General features: G+C 74.3%; 14 protein-coding genes and 1 pseudogene. 12 read left to right on the top strand and 3 right to left on the bottom strand.

Annotated features, from left to right (window positions below; genetic code table 11):
* Positions 1 to 19 precede the first annotated feature (19 nt).
* The 7 genes from MF605_RS03310 (at position 20) to MF605_RS03280 (ending at position 7,672) form a co-directional block, all read left to right on the top strand.
* Positions 20 to 1,087 carry a thiamine ABC transporter substrate-binding protein gene (locus MF605_RS03310; protein ID WP_134415886.1) on the top strand — a complete coding sequence of 356 codons (1,068 nt, stop codon included), beginning with the start codon at positions 20 to 22 and terminating at the stop codon, positions 1,085 to 1,087.
* Positions 1,087 to 2,817, top strand: coding sequence for an ABC transporter permease (locus MF605_RS03305; protein WP_134415888.1), 1,731 nt, complete (start codon positions 1,087 to 1,089; stop codon positions 2,815 to 2,817). Before MF605_RS03310 ends, MF605_RS03305 begins: the two co-directional genes overlap by 1 nt.
* Positions 2,817 to 3,518 (top strand): ABC transporter ATP-binding protein, encoded by a 702-nt coding sequence (locus tag MF605_RS03300; RefSeq protein ID WP_041102655.1) that lies wholly within the window; start codon positions 2,817 to 2,819, stop codon positions 3,516 to 3,518. Before MF605_RS03305 ends, MF605_RS03300 begins: the two co-directional genes overlap by 1 nt.
* Positions 3,515 to 4,021 carry a TetR family transcriptional regulator gene (locus MF605_RS03295; protein ID WP_041102654.1) on the top strand — a complete coding sequence of 169 codons (507 nt, stop codon included), beginning with the start codon at positions 3,515 to 3,517 and terminating at the stop codon, positions 4,019 to 4,021. The genes MF605_RS03300 and MF605_RS03295 overlap by 4 nt, the downstream gene beginning before the upstream one ends.
* A gap of 206 nt (positions 4,022 to 4,227) precedes the next feature.
* A complete protein-coding gene (locus MF605_RS03290) occupies positions 4,228 to 5,583 on the top strand; it encodes an RNase H family protein (protein ID WP_134415890.1) in 1,356 nt (451 codons plus the stop codon).
* A 60-nt stretch (positions 5,584 to 5,643) separates the two neighbouring features.
* Complete coding sequence (locus MF605_RS03285) at positions 5,644 to 7,086, top strand: alanine/glycine:cation symporter family protein (RefSeq protein WP_095694964.1); 1,443 nt, start codon at positions 5,644 to 5,646, stop codon at positions 7,084 to 7,086.
* Between the two features lie 190 nt (positions 7,087 to 7,276).
* Positions 7,277 to 7,672, top strand: a complete 396-nt coding sequence (locus MF605_RS03280; protein WP_063188917.1) for a hypothetical protein — start codon at positions 7,277 to 7,279, stop codon at positions 7,670 to 7,672.
* A 138-nt stretch (positions 7,673 to 7,810) separates the two neighbouring features.
* Here the strand turns inward: MF605_RS03280 and MF605_RS03275 are convergent, their stop codons facing one another.
* Complete coding sequence (locus MF605_RS03275; RefSeq protein WP_095346987.1) at positions 7,811 to 8,065, bottom strand: DUF6480 family protein; 255 nt, start codon at positions 8,063 to 8,065, stop codon at positions 7,811 to 7,813.
* A 258-nt stretch (positions 8,066 to 8,323) separates the two neighbouring features.
* On the opposite strand from MF605_RS03275, the gene MF605_RS03270 reads away from it, so the two are divergent.
* The 3 genes and pseudogenes from MF605_RS03270 to MF605_RS03260 all read left to right on the top strand — a co-directional run bounded on the left by MF605_RS03270 (position 8,324) and on the right by MF605_RS03260 (position 12,293).
* Entirely contained in the window at positions 8,324 to 9,472 is a 1,149-nt protein-coding gene (locus MF605_RS03270; protein WP_134415892.1) for an acetyl-CoA C-acetyltransferase, read from the top strand.
* A gap of 20 nt (positions 9,473 to 9,492) precedes the next feature.
* A complete protein-coding gene (locus MF605_RS03265; RefSeq protein ID WP_134415894.1) occupies positions 9,493 to 11,094 on the top strand; it encodes a fatty acyl-CoA synthetase in 1,602 nt (533 codons plus the stop codon).
* A pseudogene (locus tag MF605_RS03260) lies at positions 11,091 to 12,293 on the top strand (acyl-CoA dehydrogenase family protein). The gene MF605_RS03265 and the pseudogene MF605_RS03260 overlap by 4 nt, the downstream one beginning before the upstream one ends.
* Positions 12,294 to 12,302: 9 nt before the next feature.
* On the opposite strand, the gene MF605_RS03255 reads toward MF605_RS03260, so the two are convergent.
* On the bottom strand, positions 12,303 to 12,689 hold the full coding sequence (locus MF605_RS03255; protein ID WP_044658809.1) for a hypothetical protein: 387 nt from the start codon (positions 12,687 to 12,689) through the stop codon (positions 12,303 to 12,305).
* Between the two features lie 132 nt (positions 12,690 to 12,821).
* On the opposite strand from MF605_RS03255, the gene MF605_RS03250 reads away from it, so the two are divergent.
* Positions 12,822 to 13,364 (top strand): MarR family winged helix-turn-helix transcriptional regulator, encoded by a 543-nt coding sequence (locus MF605_RS03250; RefSeq protein WP_002857975.1) that lies wholly within the window; start codon positions 12,822 to 12,824, stop codon positions 13,362 to 13,364.
* A 9-nt stretch (positions 13,365 to 13,373) separates the two neighbouring features.
* Here MF605_RS03250 and MF605_RS11965 read toward each other — a convergent pair whose 3' ends face one another.
* Positions 13,374 to 13,502: a hypothetical protein gene (locus MF605_RS11965; protein ID WP_255351296.1), complete on the bottom strand. Its 129-nt coding sequence runs from the start codon at positions 13,500 to 13,502 to the stop codon at positions 13,374 to 13,376.
* Between the two features lie 21 nt (positions 13,503 to 13,523).
* On the opposite strand from MF605_RS11965, the gene MF605_RS03245 reads away from it, so the two are divergent.
* The gene (locus MF605_RS03245; protein WP_095346979.1) at positions 13,524 to 14,324 is read left to right on the top strand and encodes an enoyl-CoA hydratase/isomerase family protein; all 801 of its coding nucleotides are present in this window, start codon (positions 13,524 to 13,526) and stop codon (positions 14,322 to 14,324) included.
* The last annotated feature ends 10 nt before the right edge of the window (positions 14,325 to 14,334 follow it).

Here is a 14,334-nt window from a genome sequence, read left to right as displayed (position 1 = left end):
GTCCCAGAGGAGAACCGCCATGTCCCGCACCCCGCACCGCGCCCTCGCCGCCCTCTCGGTGGCCGCCCTCGCCCTCACCGGCTGTTCGGTGTCCGGCTCGTCCGGCGACGGGGCGTCGTCGGCCGCCTCCGGGGCCGGCGGCGGCGAGTCGACGACCGTGACGATCATGACGCACGACTCGTTCAACCTGCCCGAGGAGCTCGTCCAGAAGTTCGAGCAGGAGTCCGGCTACACCCTGAAGACCACGGCCCCCGGCGACGCCGGCAGCGTGGTGAACCAGCTCCTGCTGGCCAAGGACGAGCCCACCGTGGACGGCGTCTACGGCGTGGAGGACCACTCGGCGCACCGCCTCGTCCGCGAGGGCGTCGTCGCCGAATACACCCCGCAGGACCTGCCCGCCTCCGCACAGGACCGGATGGTGGAGGACCGCATGACCCCGGTGGACCAGGGCCAGGTGTGCTTCAACACGGATCCGGCATGGTTCGAGGCCCACGACGTCGAGGCCCCCACCTCGATCGACCAGCTCGACGACCCCGAGTACGCGAAGCTGACGGTCGCCACCTCCCCCGTGGCCTCCTCCCCCGGCCTGGCGCTGCTCGCGGCCACCACGGAGAAGTACGGCGACGACGGCTGGCAGGACTGGTGGCGGGGCCTGATGGAGAACGGGGGCAAGATCGCCGACAGCTGGTCCGACGCCTACAACTCGGACTTCTCCGGCGGCGAGGGCAAGGGTCAGTTCCCGGTGGTGCTCTCCTACTCCTCCTCCCCCGCGTTCGCCCCCGAGACCGAGGTGATCGAGGACTCCTGCACCCCGCAGGTCGAGTACGCCGGCGTGCTCGAGGGCGCGAAGAACCCCGAGGGCGCGCAGGCGTTCGTGGACTTCATGCTCACCGAGGAGGTCCAGACCGCCCTGCCCGAGTCGATGTACATGTACCCGATCGACGAGTCGGTGCAGCTGCCCGAGGAGTGGGCGCAGAACGCGCCGCTCGTCGAGGACGCCATCACCCCGGACCCCGCCCGCATCGACGAGCGCCGCGAGGACCTGCTGAAGGAGTGGACCGCCCTGGCCGAGGCCTCCCGGCGCTGATGTCCGCGCTCACCGAGGTCGCGGCCCCCGGCACGGACCTGCCGCGCCGGCGGGCCCGCGGCCGGGGGGACGGGCTCGGCCCGTGGTGGCTGGTGGCCGCCGTCCTGCCGGTCGCCTTCCTGCTCGTCTTCTTCGCGTGGCCCGTGGCGGCCATGCTCTGGCGCGGGATCGGCGGCGACGCCGAGACGTTCACCGGCGCCGTGGACCTCACCGCCTTCGGCCAGACCCTCGCCCGCGAGCGCACGTGGCGCATCCTCGGCCAGACGCTCGGCATGGCCGCCGCCGGCACGGTGGTCTCCGTGGCGCTCGGCCTGCCGACCGCGTTCGTGCTGCACCGGCGTCGCGTCCCGGGGCGGGCCGTGCTCCGCGCCCTCGTGCTCGTGCCGTTCGTGCTGCCCACGGTGGTGGTCGGAGTCGCGTTCCGCGCCCTGCTCGCCCCCGGCGGACCGCTCGGCTTCACCGGGCTGGACCAGACGACCACCGCCGTCGTGCTGGCCATGGTCTTCTTCAACGTGTCCGTGGTGGTGCGCCAGGTGGGCGCGCTGTGGAACGCGCTGGACCCCCGCCAGACCGAGGCCGCCCGCACCCTGGGCGCCTCGCCGTGGCGGGCGTTCCGCACCGTGACGCTGCCCCAGCTCGCCCCGGCGATCGCCGCGAGCGCGGCGCTGGTGTTCCTGTTCTGCGCGTCCGCGTTCGGCATCGTCCAGACGCTCGGCCGGCCCGGCTACGGCACGCTCGAGTCGGAGATCTGGGTGCAGACCTCCGTCTACCTGGACCTGCGGACCGCGGCGGTGTTCTCCGTGCTGCAGTTCGCGGTGGTGCTGGTCGCCGTCGTGGTCTCCGGCGTGACGGCGTCGCGCACCCAGCGGGCGCTGCGCCTGCGGGAGACGCCGCCGGCCCGGCTCACGCGCGCGGACGCGGTCCCGGTGGCCGTGATGCTCGCGGTGGTGGCGCTCGTGGTGGCCCCGATCCTGACGCTCGTGGTGCGCTCCTTCCACACCCGCCTTGGCTGGGGGCTGGGCAACTACCGGCTGCTGTCCACGAGCGCGGGCAGCGGGTTCGTGGGCGGGTCGACGCCGGCCCAGGCGCTGGAGCAGTCCCTGCGGGTGGCCGTGGACGCCACGCTCGTGACGCTCGTGGTGGCCGTGCCGCTGGCCCTGCTGCTGACCCGGCCCTTCCGCTCACGCGCGGCGCTGGCGGCCCAGCGGGCCCTCGACGGCGCCCTGCTCCTGCCGCTCGGGGTGTCCGCGGTGACCGTGGGCTTCGGCTTCGTCGTGTCCCTGCGGGCCGCGTTCCCGGAGCTGGCGGCCTCGGGCGTGCTCGTGCCGCTGGCCCAGGCGGTGGTGGCGCTGCCGCTCGCGGTGCGGGCGCTCGTGCCCGTGCTCGCGGCGGTGGACCCGCGGCTGCGGGAGGCCGCACGCACCCTCGGGGCGGGCCCGTGGCGGGTGCTGGCCACGGTGGACGGCCCGTTCCTCGCCCGCGGCGTGGGCGTGGCCGCGGGCTTCGCGTTCGCGGTGTCCCTGGGTGAGTTCGGGGCCACGAGCTTCCTGGCGAGCCCGTCCGCGCCCACCCTGCCGGTGCTGATCGCCCGGCTGCTGGGCCGGCCGGGCGCGGACAACTACGGGATGGCGCTCGCGGCGGCCACGGTGCTGGCCGTGCTGAGCGCCGGGATCATGCTGGTGTGCGAGCGGCTGCGCCCCCGGGGCCCGGCCGGGGCGGGAGGTCTGTGATGACGCCGACGACGACGGGAGCCTCCCTCCGGCTCCGGGACGTGGCGATCCGCTACCCGGACGGCTCCACCCCCGTGCGGGGGACGGACCTGGACGTGGCCGCCGGGGAGATCGTGGCGCTCGTGGGCGCCTCCGGCTCGGGCAAGTCCACCATCCTGCGCGGGATCGCCGGGCTCGAGGACGTCGTGGCGGGCACGGTGGAGCTCGACGGGCGGGACGTGGCCGCGGTGCCGACGCACCGCCGGGGCGTGGGGATGGTGTTCCAGGACGGGCAGCTGTTCCCGCACCGGACCGTGGGCCGGAACGTGGCGTACGGCCTCGAGTCCGCCGGCTGGGACCGGGCCCGGCGGCGGGCGCGCGTGGCCGAGCTGCTGGACCTGGTGGGCCTGACCGAGCTCACGGACCGGCCCGTGCAGCGGCTCTCCGGCGGGCAGGCCCAGCGCGTGGCGCTCGCCCGGTCGCTGGCCCCTGCCCCGCGGGTGCTCCTGCTGGACGAGCCGCTGTCCGCGCTCGACGCGGACCTGCGCCGGCGCCTGGCCGAGGACATCCGGGCGGTGCTGCGGGCGGCGGGGACGACCGGCGTCGTCGTCACCCACGACCTCGCGGAGGCCGCCGTGATGGCCGACCGCACCGTGCGCCTCGGCGCGGGGGGACGCATCGCGGCGGAGGAGGCCGGCCCGGCGGTAGCCTCTCCGGCATGACCCCGCCCGCACCCCGCCCCCGGCTGACCGCCCAGGACGTGGTGGACGCCGCCGTCGGGATCCTGCAGGACTTCGGCATGGGCGACCTGTCCATGCGGCGCGTGGCCGCGGTGCTGGGCGTGCAGGCCTCCGCGCTGTACTGGCACGTGCCGGACAAGCAGTCGCTGCTGGCGCGGGTGGCGGACCGGATCGTCGCCGAGGCGGAGGAGACCGTGCGCGCCCGCCGCATCACGGACCTGGCGGGCCGCGCCGAGGCCGCGGAGGCCGCCCTGCTGCGGCACCGGGACGGGGCGGACCTGGTGCTCTCCGCCCTCGCGCTCGGGCTGGGCGGTCTCGGCCTGCACCGTCTGCTCACCGAGGCGGCAGACACCCCGGAGGACGGGGAGCGGGCCCTGGCACTGCTGCTGGGCACCGTGTCCCTGCGGCAGCAGCGCGCGCAGGCGCAGGCGCTCGGCGTGCCGACCGGCCCGGACGTGCAGCGGCACCGCACGGACCCGCTCTGAGCCCCCGTCCGGCGCCGCCGCGCGGGAGGCCGAGGAGAGGAGACCTGCCTCCTCACAGGTCCGCTCGGTAAGGTCGGGCGGACAGGTCGGGACGGGTCGTCCCCTTCGTCCCCGGCGATCCCGCCCGACCGCCGCAGGACCAGCATGGCCCGCCGGACCCGGCTCACAGTTCCGGCGCGGTCCCCTTCGACACAGCCGGCGAAGCCATGGGAGCACGGATCAACCACCCGCGGACGGTCGTGGACCGGACGCTGCATCACGACGTCGAGCCCGCACACCCCGCGGCGCTCGTCGACGTGGGCTGGGAGTTCCGTGGCCCGGGCGCCAAGGCGGAGGAGCAGCACCGCCCGCTGCGCGTGGTCCGGGCCCGCCGGCCCCGGGGCACCCCGCGGGACCGGAACGGCGTCGACCTCACGCGCACCGGCCCCGTCGTCCCCCGCCCCTCCCCGCCGCGCACCCGGATCCGCCGGGACGGCGTCCGCGTGGTGGCCAGCCCGCTGGCCATGCTGCCCGGCGTGGACCACGGCCCCGCCCTCCGCCTGGACCTGCATCCGACGACGGGGGGCATCGTCTACGTGGCCCGCGAGCTCGAGCTGCGCGAGCTCGGCGACGACGTCCGCGGCCACGTCTACACCGGGATGGTCGGCACGGCGCATCTGAGCGCCTTCTGGTCCACCGTCACCGTCGACCTGCCGCCGGAGCGCCCGGTGATCGTGCGGCTGGGCTCGGACCGGGACGCCGAGCTGCTCTCCCTGCTCGAGGTCCTCGCCCCCGTGGACACGCGCGTGGTCTCCTACCGGCTCGACGAGTCCCCCGTGGGCACGCAGCGCTCCAGCTACCTGCTGCCGGACGTGGACCCGGAGACGGTCGCCCAGACGGGCGCGGCCCGGATCCCGCTCGAGGCCATCGAGGCCGCCCAGGAGGAGGAGGACGCGCTGCGCCGCTCCTCTGGCGTCTTCCTCTCCCGCCGCCGCACGGACCGCTTCCTGCGCCGCAACCTGCCCGGGGTGACCCACAGCCTCACGTTCGCGGACGAGGCGGACGTGACGGACGTGTACGTGGACGGCTCCGTGCTGCGCGGCTCCCGCATCGGCGGGGCGGCCGCCGTCGCCGGGCCGAGCATGTGGGCCGTGCAGGCCGTGGCCGGGGCCACGATGCCGCTCGAGGTGGAACTCGAGGCGCTCGTGCTGGGGCACGTGATCTGCGCGTGGGCGGGCACCCCCGGCGGCCGGGTCACCATCCACTCGGACTCGCGCGCCGCGCTGGCCCTGCTCAACGCCGCCCGCCGCGAGCGGCTCACCCTCGGCGGCGCCCGGGGCGAGCGCATCCGCCGCACCCTGCGGCGCCTGCTGGCCGCCGTCGACCTGGCGCAGGCCGCGGACGTCCAGGTGGACACCACGTGGGTCAAGGGCCACGTGGGCGTGCACGGCAACGAACTGGCCGACGACCTCGCCCGGGCCGCCGCCCGCCACGCCAGCGTCGGCACCCCCGAGGGGGACCTGCCCGAGCGGATGGGGCAGCTGATCCAGCTCCGCGTCGAGGACGACGCCGCCGCCGGCTGACCCCGGCCCCGATTCCGCGTCCTCCGCCCCAGCCTCTAGGGTGGGGCTGTGGAAGCGACAGTGGAACAGATCACAGCGGCCGTCACCGCCTTCAACGACAAGTACTGGTACGTCGTGATGGCGCTGCTCTTCGTGGCGGGGGTGTGGTTCACCATCCGGACCGTGGGCGTGCAGGTGCGCATGCTCCCGGAGATGCTCCGGTCGGTGACGGCCAAGTCCCAGACCGGATTCGAGAACGACGGCGTGAGCCCGTTCCGCGCCTTCACCATCTCGGCGGCCTCGCGCGTGGGCACCGGCAACGTGGCCGGCGTGGCGATCGCGATCGTGATCGGCGGCCCGGGCGCCGTGTTCTGGATGTGGCTGCTGGCGATCATCGGCGGCGCCACCGCGTTCGTCGAGTCCACGCTGGCCCAGCTGTACAAGCAGAAGGGCGCGGACGGCTACTTCGGCGGGCCCGCGTACTACATCCGCGACGGTCTGGGCGCGAAGTGGCTGGCGGCCGTGTTCGCCGTCGCCATCACCGTGACCTACGGCTTCGTGTTCAACGCCGTGCAGTCCAACTCGATCTCCGAGTCCGTGCAGGCCAACTGGGGCGCGTCCTCCACCACCGCGTGGATCGTGGGCCTGGGCCTGGCCGCCCTCACCGGCCTCGTGATCTTCGGCGGCGTGCGCCGGCTCTCGGCCGTGACCAACGTGCTGGTCCCCGTGATGGCCACGTTCTACATCTTCCTGGCCCTGATCGTGATGGTCGTCAACATCACCGAGGTCCCGGGCATGATCGCGCTGATCGTGGGCCACGCCTTCGGCCTGCGCGAGGTCGCGGGCGCCGCCGTCGGCATGACGATGGTGATGCAGGGCGTGCGCCGCGGCATGTTCTCCAACGAGGCCGGCATGGGCTCCGCCCCGAACGCCGCCGCCACCGCGGCCGTCTCCCACCCGGCCAAGCAGGGCTTCGTGCAGTCCCTGGGCGTCTACTTCGACACCCTGATCGTGTGCTCGGCCACCGCGTTCGTCATCCTGCTCTCCAACCCGGCCTACGGACGCGGGGAGGCGCTCGGCATGCAGGTGACCCAGGGTGCGCTCCAGCAGGCCGTGGGCGCGTGGGCCGGCCCGGCGCTGACCGTCATCATCTTCTTCCTGGCCTGGTCCTCCGTGCTGGGCAACACCTACTACGGCGAGGCCAACATCCGGTACCTGGCCGGCCGCCACGCGGGTCGGGCCATCACCGTGTTCCGCGTGCTCGTGCTGGTGTGCGTGGTCGGCGGCGCGCTCGGCTCCGTGGCGCTGGTGTGGAACCTCGCGGACACGTTCGCGGCCCTCATGGCGACCATCAACCTCGTGGCGATCATCCCGCTGGGCGGGCTGGCCGTGAAGCTGCTCCGGGACTACGAGCGCAAGCTCAAGGCGGGCATGGATCCGGGCTTCCACCTCTCCGACCTGCCCGAGGCGCGGAACGTGGCCCTCTGGAGGGACGAGCCGAAGACCTCCCCGCTCCAGGACTGACGCCCCCGCCCGCGCGTTTCGAGGCGGGATATCGACCCCATCTGGCTGCCGCGGGCGGCCGTGGGGTGGATATCCCGCCTCGATGCATGAGGATGCCCGGTCTGGACACCGTGCGGGGGTTGACGCCTAGGTTGAGGCGCACCCGACCGGCCACGCACGAGTGGCCGGCACGACGTCCGAGGAGGACACCATGGGCATCCTCTCCAGCCTCACCCGCACTCTCGGCGGCGGTGGCCGCCGCTCCAGCCGACCCACCATCGGTGCGCACATCGGCCGGTCCCCCGGCTTCGGCCGGCAGGCCCGCTCTCAGGGACGCCGGTCCAGCGGCCTGGGCGGTGCCCTCCTGGGCACGCTCGGCGGTCTGGCGCTGCGTGAGCTCTCGCGCCGCGGCGCCGGGGGCACGACGCGCGGGCGCAGCTCCGGTGCGTACCGCGGCGGCTTCGGACCCTCGGCCCGGTCCACGGGCGGCCTCGGCACCGGCCTGCTGGGCGGGCTGCTCGGCGGGGCCCTCGCCTCCCGCGGCCGGTCCGGTGCCGCCGGCCGACGCACGGCGGGTGGCCGCCGGACCGTGGGCGGCGGCTTCTGACCGCTGCGACGGCGCGGCGTCGCAGCTGAGCGGCATCACCGCGGAGCGGACACGACCACGGGGCGGGCACCGACGGATCGGTGCCCGCCCCGTGGTCGCGATGGGCCGGTGGCGTGCTCGAGGCGTCTGCGCCGCGGCTCAGCCGAGGCCGGCGACGCGGCCCAGGATGAACACCAGGACGCCGATGACCACGAGGGCGATGATCAGCCCGAGCACGATCTTGCCGGCCGAGCGCTCGCCGGTCTGCTCCACGTCCATGCCCGGGTTGCTCGGGCCGACGCCTGCGCCCTCGGCTGGGGGCGTGTCGCCGTCGAACGCGACGCCGGAGGTCTCGTCCGTCGCCTCGCGTGCGCGCCGGGCGTCCTGGGGGTCGGGGGTGTGCGGGGTGGCCATGGCCGGCTCCTCTCGTCTCAGCGGCACGGGTGCGTGCCGCTGGCCCTCACGGTAGGCCCGGGGCAGGGGGTCCTGACCAGGGCGAGGCGACGCCCGCCCCAGCGCTTTCGTGGCCGAAACGGCGCGCCCCGAGCCGCTTTCGTTGACGAAACGGCGCTCCTCCAGGCCGCCGCAACGGATCCCGTCACACTCTTGATCGTTGGATGTCCAAGCAATAGCGTGATTGGCGTCACGTCCCCGCCGTCCGGAGGAGCCCCCATGCCCGAGGCCTACATCATCGACGCCGTCCGCACCCCCGTGGGTCGCCGAGGGAAGGGGCTCGCCGGCGTACATCCCCTCGATCTGGCGGCCGCGCCGCTGCGCGAGCTCGTCGCCCGCCAGGACATCGACTCGGCCGAGTACGACGAGGTCATCCTCGGCTGCATCGACCAGCTCGGCCCACAGGCCATGGACGTGGCGCGCAACGCCTGGCTCGCGGCCGGGCTCTCCGAGGACGTCCCCGGCACCACGGTCGAACGCCAGTGCGGCTCCGGCCAGCAGGCGGTCCACTACGCCGCGCAGGCCATCATGAGCGGGACGGCGGACCTCGTCGTCGCCGGTGGCGTGCAGTCCATGTCCGCGATCCCGCTCTCCCGGTCCAACACGGCCGCCCGCGATCTCGGCTTCCCCGACCCGTTCACCGGCTCCGAGTCCTGGGCCGCCCGCTACGGGGACGAGGAGATCTCCCAATTCCGCGGGGCCGAGATGATGGCCCGGCACTGGAACCTGGACCGGGACACCCTGGAGGAGTTCGCGGTGCGCTCCCACGAGCGCGCGCTCGCCGCCCAGGCCGACGGTCGCTTCGACCGCGAGATCCTGCCCCTCGCTGGCCTCACCGCGGACGAGGGCCCCCGCACCCCGGACGCCGCGAAGATCGCCTCGCTCGACCCGATCGTCCCCGGCGGGCTGCACACCGCGGCCACCGCGTCCCAGATGTCCGACGGCGCGGCCGCCCTCCTGCTCGCCTCCGAGGAGGCCGTGCGCCGCCACGGCCTCACCCCGCGAGCCCGCATCCACCACCTCTCCGCCCGCGGCGCCGACCCCGTCATGATGCTCTCCGCCCCGATCCCGGCGACGGCGTACGCGCTCGACCGCATGGGCCTGACCATCGACGACATGGACCTCGTGGAGATCAACGAGGCGTTCGCCGCCGTCGTGCTGGCCTGGCTGACCGAGACCGGCGCGGACCCGGCGAAGGTCAACGTCAACGGCGGGGCGATCGCCCTGGGCCACCCCATCGGCGCCACCGGCGCCCGCCTGATGACCTCGCTGCTGCACGAGCTCGAGCGCAGCGGCGGCCGCTACGGCCTGCAGACCATGTGCGAGGGCGGCGGCCAGGCCAACGTCACCGTGATCGAACGTCTCTGACCCGTCCCCCGGAGGTTCCCATGCGAGGCCAGATCACCCACCCCACCGACACCGCCGCCCACCCCTCCCCCGCCCCGGAGGACACGATCGGCCGCGTGTTCGCACGCGCGGTCGCCCGCTCCCCGCAAGCCGTCGCCCTGCGCTTCGAGGACCGCGACTGGACCTACGCCCAGCTCCGCGACGGAGCGCACCGCGTGGCCCGCCGCCTCCAGGACACCGGCCTGCCGGCCGGCACCCGGGTGGCCGCCTACGCCACCAACTCGGACGCCTACGCGCTGCTCTTCCTGGCCTGCGTCACGGCCGGCTACGTGCACGTGCCCGTGAACTTCGCGCTCAAGGGCGGCGAGCTCGCGCACGCCCTCGAGGACTCGGGTGCGGAGCTGCTGGTGGCCGACGCCGGCATGCTCGAGCGCGTCGACCAGGTCCGGGCCGAGGGCCGCGCGTCGGCTCTGCGGCACGTGTGGACCATGCTCCCCGCCGGCCACGCCGAGCCCTCCGTGCTGGAGACCGCCCGGGACGAGACGTTGGACGCCGCCGCCCCGGAGGCGGAGGTGTCGGCCACCGACCTGGCCCAGCTGCTCTACACCTCCGGCACCACCTCCACCCCCAAGGGCGCCATGATGTCCCACCGGGCGCTCGTGGCGGAGTACCTCTCCTCGATCATCGCGCTGGACTTCACGGCCGAGGACCGCCCCCTGGTGGCCATGCCGCTGTACCACTCGGCCGCGATGCACGTGTTCCTGCTCCCCTACCTGAGCCTCGGCGCCACGGTGCGACTGCTCGCCGCCCCGGACATCCCCCGGATGCTCGAGCTCGTGGAGACCGAGCACATCGGCTCCCTGTTCCTGGCGCCCACCGTCTGGGTGCCGCTGGCGAACCATCCGGACCTGGCCACGCGCGACCTCTCCTCGCTGCACAAGGCCCAGTACGGGGCCTCGATCATGCCGGTGACCGTGCTGCAGCGCCTCCGTCAGAGCCAGCCGGGCATCGGCTTCTACAACTGCTTCGGCCAGTCCGAGCTGGGCCCCCTGTGCACCGTGCTGCGCCCCGAGGAGCACGACGCGCGGCCGGCCTCATGCGGCCGCCCCGTGTTCCACGTGGAGGCGCGGGTGATGACGGCCGACGGCGCCCCCGCCGCGCCCGGCGAGCCCGGCGAGATCCAGTACCGCTCGCCGCAGCTGCTCTCCGGCTACTGGAACCGCCCGGACGCCACCGCGGACGCGTTCACCGACGACGGCTGGTTCCGCTCCGGCGACCAGGTCACCCAGGACGCGGCCGGCTACATCCAGGTGGTGGACCGCATCAAGGACGTCATCAACACGGGCGGCGTGCTGGTCGCCCCGCGGGAGGTCGAGGACGCGATCTACGAGCTCGACGAGGTGGCCGAGGTCGCCGTCATCGGCCTGCCGGACGAGCGCTGGATCGAGGCGGTGACCGCCGTCGTCGTGCTCAAGGAGGGCGCCGAGCTGACCGCGGAGACCGTGCGCGCCCACGTGAAGGAGCGGCTGGCGGGCTTCAAGGTGCCCAAGCGCGTGGACTTCGTGGCGGAGCTGCCGCGGAACCAGTCGGGCAAGCTCCTCAAGCGCGCGCTGCGCGCCGAGCGGACGCAGGAGGCCCGGTGACGCGCACGCAGAAGCCGACCTACGACGTCGTCACGCCCCTGGACGTCGACTACCTGGACGCGTTCGGGGAGGCGACGGACGAGGACCGCGCGCACTGGGACCGCGCCCGTGCCTACGGCCGGGAGGTGCTCGAGCGGATCGACGGGCACTGGGACCGGGCGGAGTACCCGTTGGACCTGGTGGCGCGGGCGGGCGAGCTGGACCTGCTCACCGACGGGCTGGAGGTGCCGGGGCACCCGGTGATGTCGCCGTTGGCCGCGGGCCTGGTGGCGATGGAGATCTCCCGGGCGGACGGGTCGATGGCCGCGGCTGCGGCCGTGCAGGGCGGGCTCGTGCTGCGCGCCCTGGTGCACTGCGCCGGCCCGGAGCAGAAGGAGCGGTACCTCGAGCCGGTGGCGCGCGGCACGCTGCCGGGCGGGTTCGCGCTCACGGAGCCGCTGCACGGTTCGGACTCGGTGTCCCTCGAGACGTCCGCGCGGCCCGACGCCGCCGGCGGCTGGGTGCTGAACGGCGCCAAGAAGTGGATCGGCAACGGGGCCGCCGGGGGCATCACGATCGTGTGGGCGCGCGACACCGAGGACGGCCAGGTCAAGGGCTTCGTGGTGGAGCAGTCCACGCCCGGCTACGAGGCCGAGGTGATCACGGGCAAGGGCGCGCTGCGGGCGATCCACTAGGCCGAGATCACGCTGACCGACGTGCGGGTCGGCGACGACGCGCGGCTGCCGGGCGTGGCGAGGTTCAAGGACGCCGCGCGCGTGCTGGTGGCCACCCGCGTGAACGTGGGCTGGTCCGCGCTGGGCCACGCGACCGCGATGTTCGAGGCCGCGCTGGCCTACGCCCGGCAGCGGGAGCAGTTCGGCAAGCCGCTGGGAGCGCACCAGATGGTGCAGGAACGGCTCGCGCAGATGCTGGACGAGGTGACCGCGATGCAGACCCGCTGCGTGGCCGTGGCCCGCCTGCAGGCGGCCGGGCGGCTGCGTGACGAGCAGGCCTCCCTGCTGAAGTACGCCTGCACCCGGGGTGCGCGGCGGGTGGCGCAGATCGCCCGGGACATGCTCGGCGGCAACGGCATCCTCCTCGAGCACCGGGTGATGCGGCACTTCGCCGACGTCGAGGCGCTGCACACCTACGAGGGCACCGAGTCCGTGCAGGCGTTGATCCTCGGCCGGGACCTGACCGGGATGAGCGCGTTCGCGTGAGCGCCTCCCTCAGGGCGCGGAGACGACCCCCACGCCCACCCGGGGCAGGCTGCGGTCCACGACCAGCTCCAGCCGACGTTCGTGGAACCGTGCGCCGAGCAGCTCCTCGAGGTCCTCGACGAGGTGCACCGTGATGGTCTCGATGACCGCCGCGGTGTCCTCTCCGTCCCGCAGGATGCAGTCCACCTCCAGCGCGGGGGCGGAGGGGGTGCCGGTGATGGCGAACCTGGCCTCAGCGACCTCGGGGAACACGGTGACGGCCCGCGCGGCACTCATGGCCAGGAGGGCGCAGCGCTGACGGAAGGCGGCGGGCTGCGGCGCCGGGGACTCGAGGACGGGCGGGACGGCGGACAGGGTCCGCCCCATGGCCTGGGGGGCCTCCAGCGTTGCTGTCATGACATTCCTCTCGCCGCGGCCCGGGCGCCCCCTCACAGAGATCGCCGTGACCTGGAAAATGTTAGTCTAACTATGCGTTAGGAAGACTAACCAAATTTTCGGGGTGACGTGAACAGGGAGGTTCAAGAGCGCATGGGTGAGGAGCACACCACGCTGACCAGCACGGATGGCGAACCGACGTCGGGCTACTGGTACACCCGCGGCGCCCGCGAGATCGAACCTGTGGACGTGCTCAACCTGCTGCGACGCTACCGGGAGGCCGAACGGCGCATGCGCGCCCGCACCCGGGACAGCATGGGGATGGGAGAGACCCACCTGTCAGCCCTGCGTTACCTGCTGCGGGCCGACCGACGCGGCCACAAGGTCCGTCAGCGGGATCTGGCCAGCGCCCTGGAGATCACCCCGGCCTCCGCCAGCGCCCTGGTGGACCGACTGGTCCGAGACGGCTACGCCCGACGGGCGCCCCACCCACAGGACCGCCGATCCGTGGTGGTGGAGCCGACGGCCAAGACGGACCACGAGGTCCGCGCCACCCTGGGCGCCATGCACCGCAGTATGCTCGCCGCGGTGGAGGGCCTCACCCCGGCCGAGCTCGCCGGCGCGGCCGCGTTCCTGCGGGCCCTGATCCGCAGCGTGGAGGAGCATGACGAGGACGAGGCGGACCAGCCCGCGTGAGGAACAGACTCAGCGGAACAGGTCCCAGACGCTGAACGTGGTGCGCTTGTAGACCGCGTTGTAGGCGGCGCGCTTCGGATCGCGCACCCACCCCATGCCCGGCCGGCCGTCCTCGCGGCCGGCACCCGTGCACCGCACCCGCCAACCCCAGGAGCTGACATGAGCACCGCACCCACCCCTTCTTCCTCCGACGACGCCCCCGCCGTCCTCGTCGAGACGCGGCCCGGCGTCGTGCGGCTGACGCTGAACCGGCCCGCGAAGGGCAACGCGCTCGGACTGACGATGGCGCGCGAGGTGCTCGCGGCGATCGCCGCGGCCGAGGCGGACGACTCCGTGCACGTGCTCACGCTGACCGGCGCCGGGCGGATCTTCTGCGGCGGCGGGGACGTCCAGGCCATGGCCGCCTCCCCCGCCGGGCCGGAGCGGCGCGCGATGATCCAGGAGCTCGGCGAGGCGGCGGGCGAGGTCGCGGTGGCGCTGACGGGCTCTCGCCTGCTGGTGCTGGCCGGCGTCAACGGGACGGCCGCCGGGGCGGGGCTCGGGCTCATGCTGGGCGGCGACGTCGTGCTGGTGCGCGAGGACGCGCAGCTGCTGACGGCGTTCTCCGCGCTCGGGATGACACCGGACACGGGCGTGTCCTACTGGCTGCCGCGGGTGCTCGGGCCGGTGCGCGCGACGCAGCTGCTCCTCGGCGGGCGGCGCCTGAACGGGACCGAGGCCGTCGCATGGGGCCTGGCGACCGAGGCGGTGGCCGGCGGCGCGTTCGCGGCGCGTCTGGCGGAGCTCGAGGACGAGCTGGTGGCCGGTCCGGCGCACACCTATGGGCCGACGAAGGCGCTGGCGCGCGGGGCCGACGTCGAGGCGCTGCGCGCGCATGTGCGGCAGGAGGCGGCGTCGATCGCGGCGGCGTCCGAGCACCCGGAGGCCGTGCGGCGGGTGGAGGCGTTCGCGGGCCGGTGAGAGGTGGGCG

The sequence above is a fragment of the Micrococcus luteus genome (assembly GCF_022664405.1).
In the GTDB taxonomy this organism is placed as follows: domain Bacteria; phylum Actinomycetota; class Actinomycetes; order Actinomycetales; family Micrococcaceae; genus Micrococcus; species Micrococcus luteus.
This window is presented reverse-complemented; position numbering and strand designations above follow the sequence as displayed.

Bases quoted from the DNA above. Each gene is read 5' to 3' on its own strand.
- MF605_RS03310 (WP_134415886.1), top strand. From the start codon at position 20: ATGTCCCGCACCCCGCACCGCGCCCTCGCCGCCCTCTCGGTGGCCGCC.
- MF605_RS03305 (WP_134415888.1), top strand. From the start codon at position 1,087: ATGTCCGCGCTCACCGAGGTCGCGGCCCCCGGCACGGACCTGCCGCGC.
- MF605_RS03300 (WP_041102655.1), top strand. From the start codon at position 2,817: ATGACGCCGACGACGACGGGAGCCTCCCTCCGGCTCCGGGACGTGGCG.
- MF605_RS03295 (WP_041102654.1), top strand. From the start codon at position 3,515: ATGACCCCGCCCGCACCCCGCCCCCGGCTGACCGCCCAGGACGTGGTG.
- MF605_RS03290 (WP_134415890.1), top strand. From the start codon at position 4,228: ATGGGAGCACGGATCAACCACCCGCGGACGGTCGTGGACCGGACGCTG.
- MF605_RS03280 (WP_063188917.1), top strand. From the start codon at position 7,277: ATGGGCATCCTCTCCAGCCTCACCCGCACTCTCGGCGGCGGTGGCCGC.
- MF605_RS03275 (WP_095346987.1), bottom strand. From the start codon at position 8,065: ATGGCCACCCCGCACACCCCCGACCCCCAGGACGCCCGGCGCGCACGC.
- MF605_RS03270 (WP_134415892.1), top strand. From the start codon at position 8,324: ATGCCCGAGGCCTACATCATCGACGCCGTCCGCACCCCCGTGGGTCGC.
- MF605_RS03265 (WP_134415894.1), top strand. From the start codon at position 9,493: ATGCGAGGCCAGATCACCCACCCCACCGACACCGCCGCCCACCCCTCC.
- MF605_RS03255 (WP_044658809.1), bottom strand. From the start codon at position 12,689: ATGACAGCAACGCTGGAGGCCCCCCAGGCCATGGGGCGGACCCTGTCC.
- MF605_RS03250 (WP_002857975.1), top strand. From the start codon at position 12,822: ATGGGTGAGGAGCACACCACGCTGACCAGCACGGATGGCGAACCGACG.
- MF605_RS03245 (WP_095346979.1), top strand. From the start codon at position 13,524: ATGAGCACCGCACCCACCCCTTCTTCCTCCGACGACGCCCCCGCCGTC.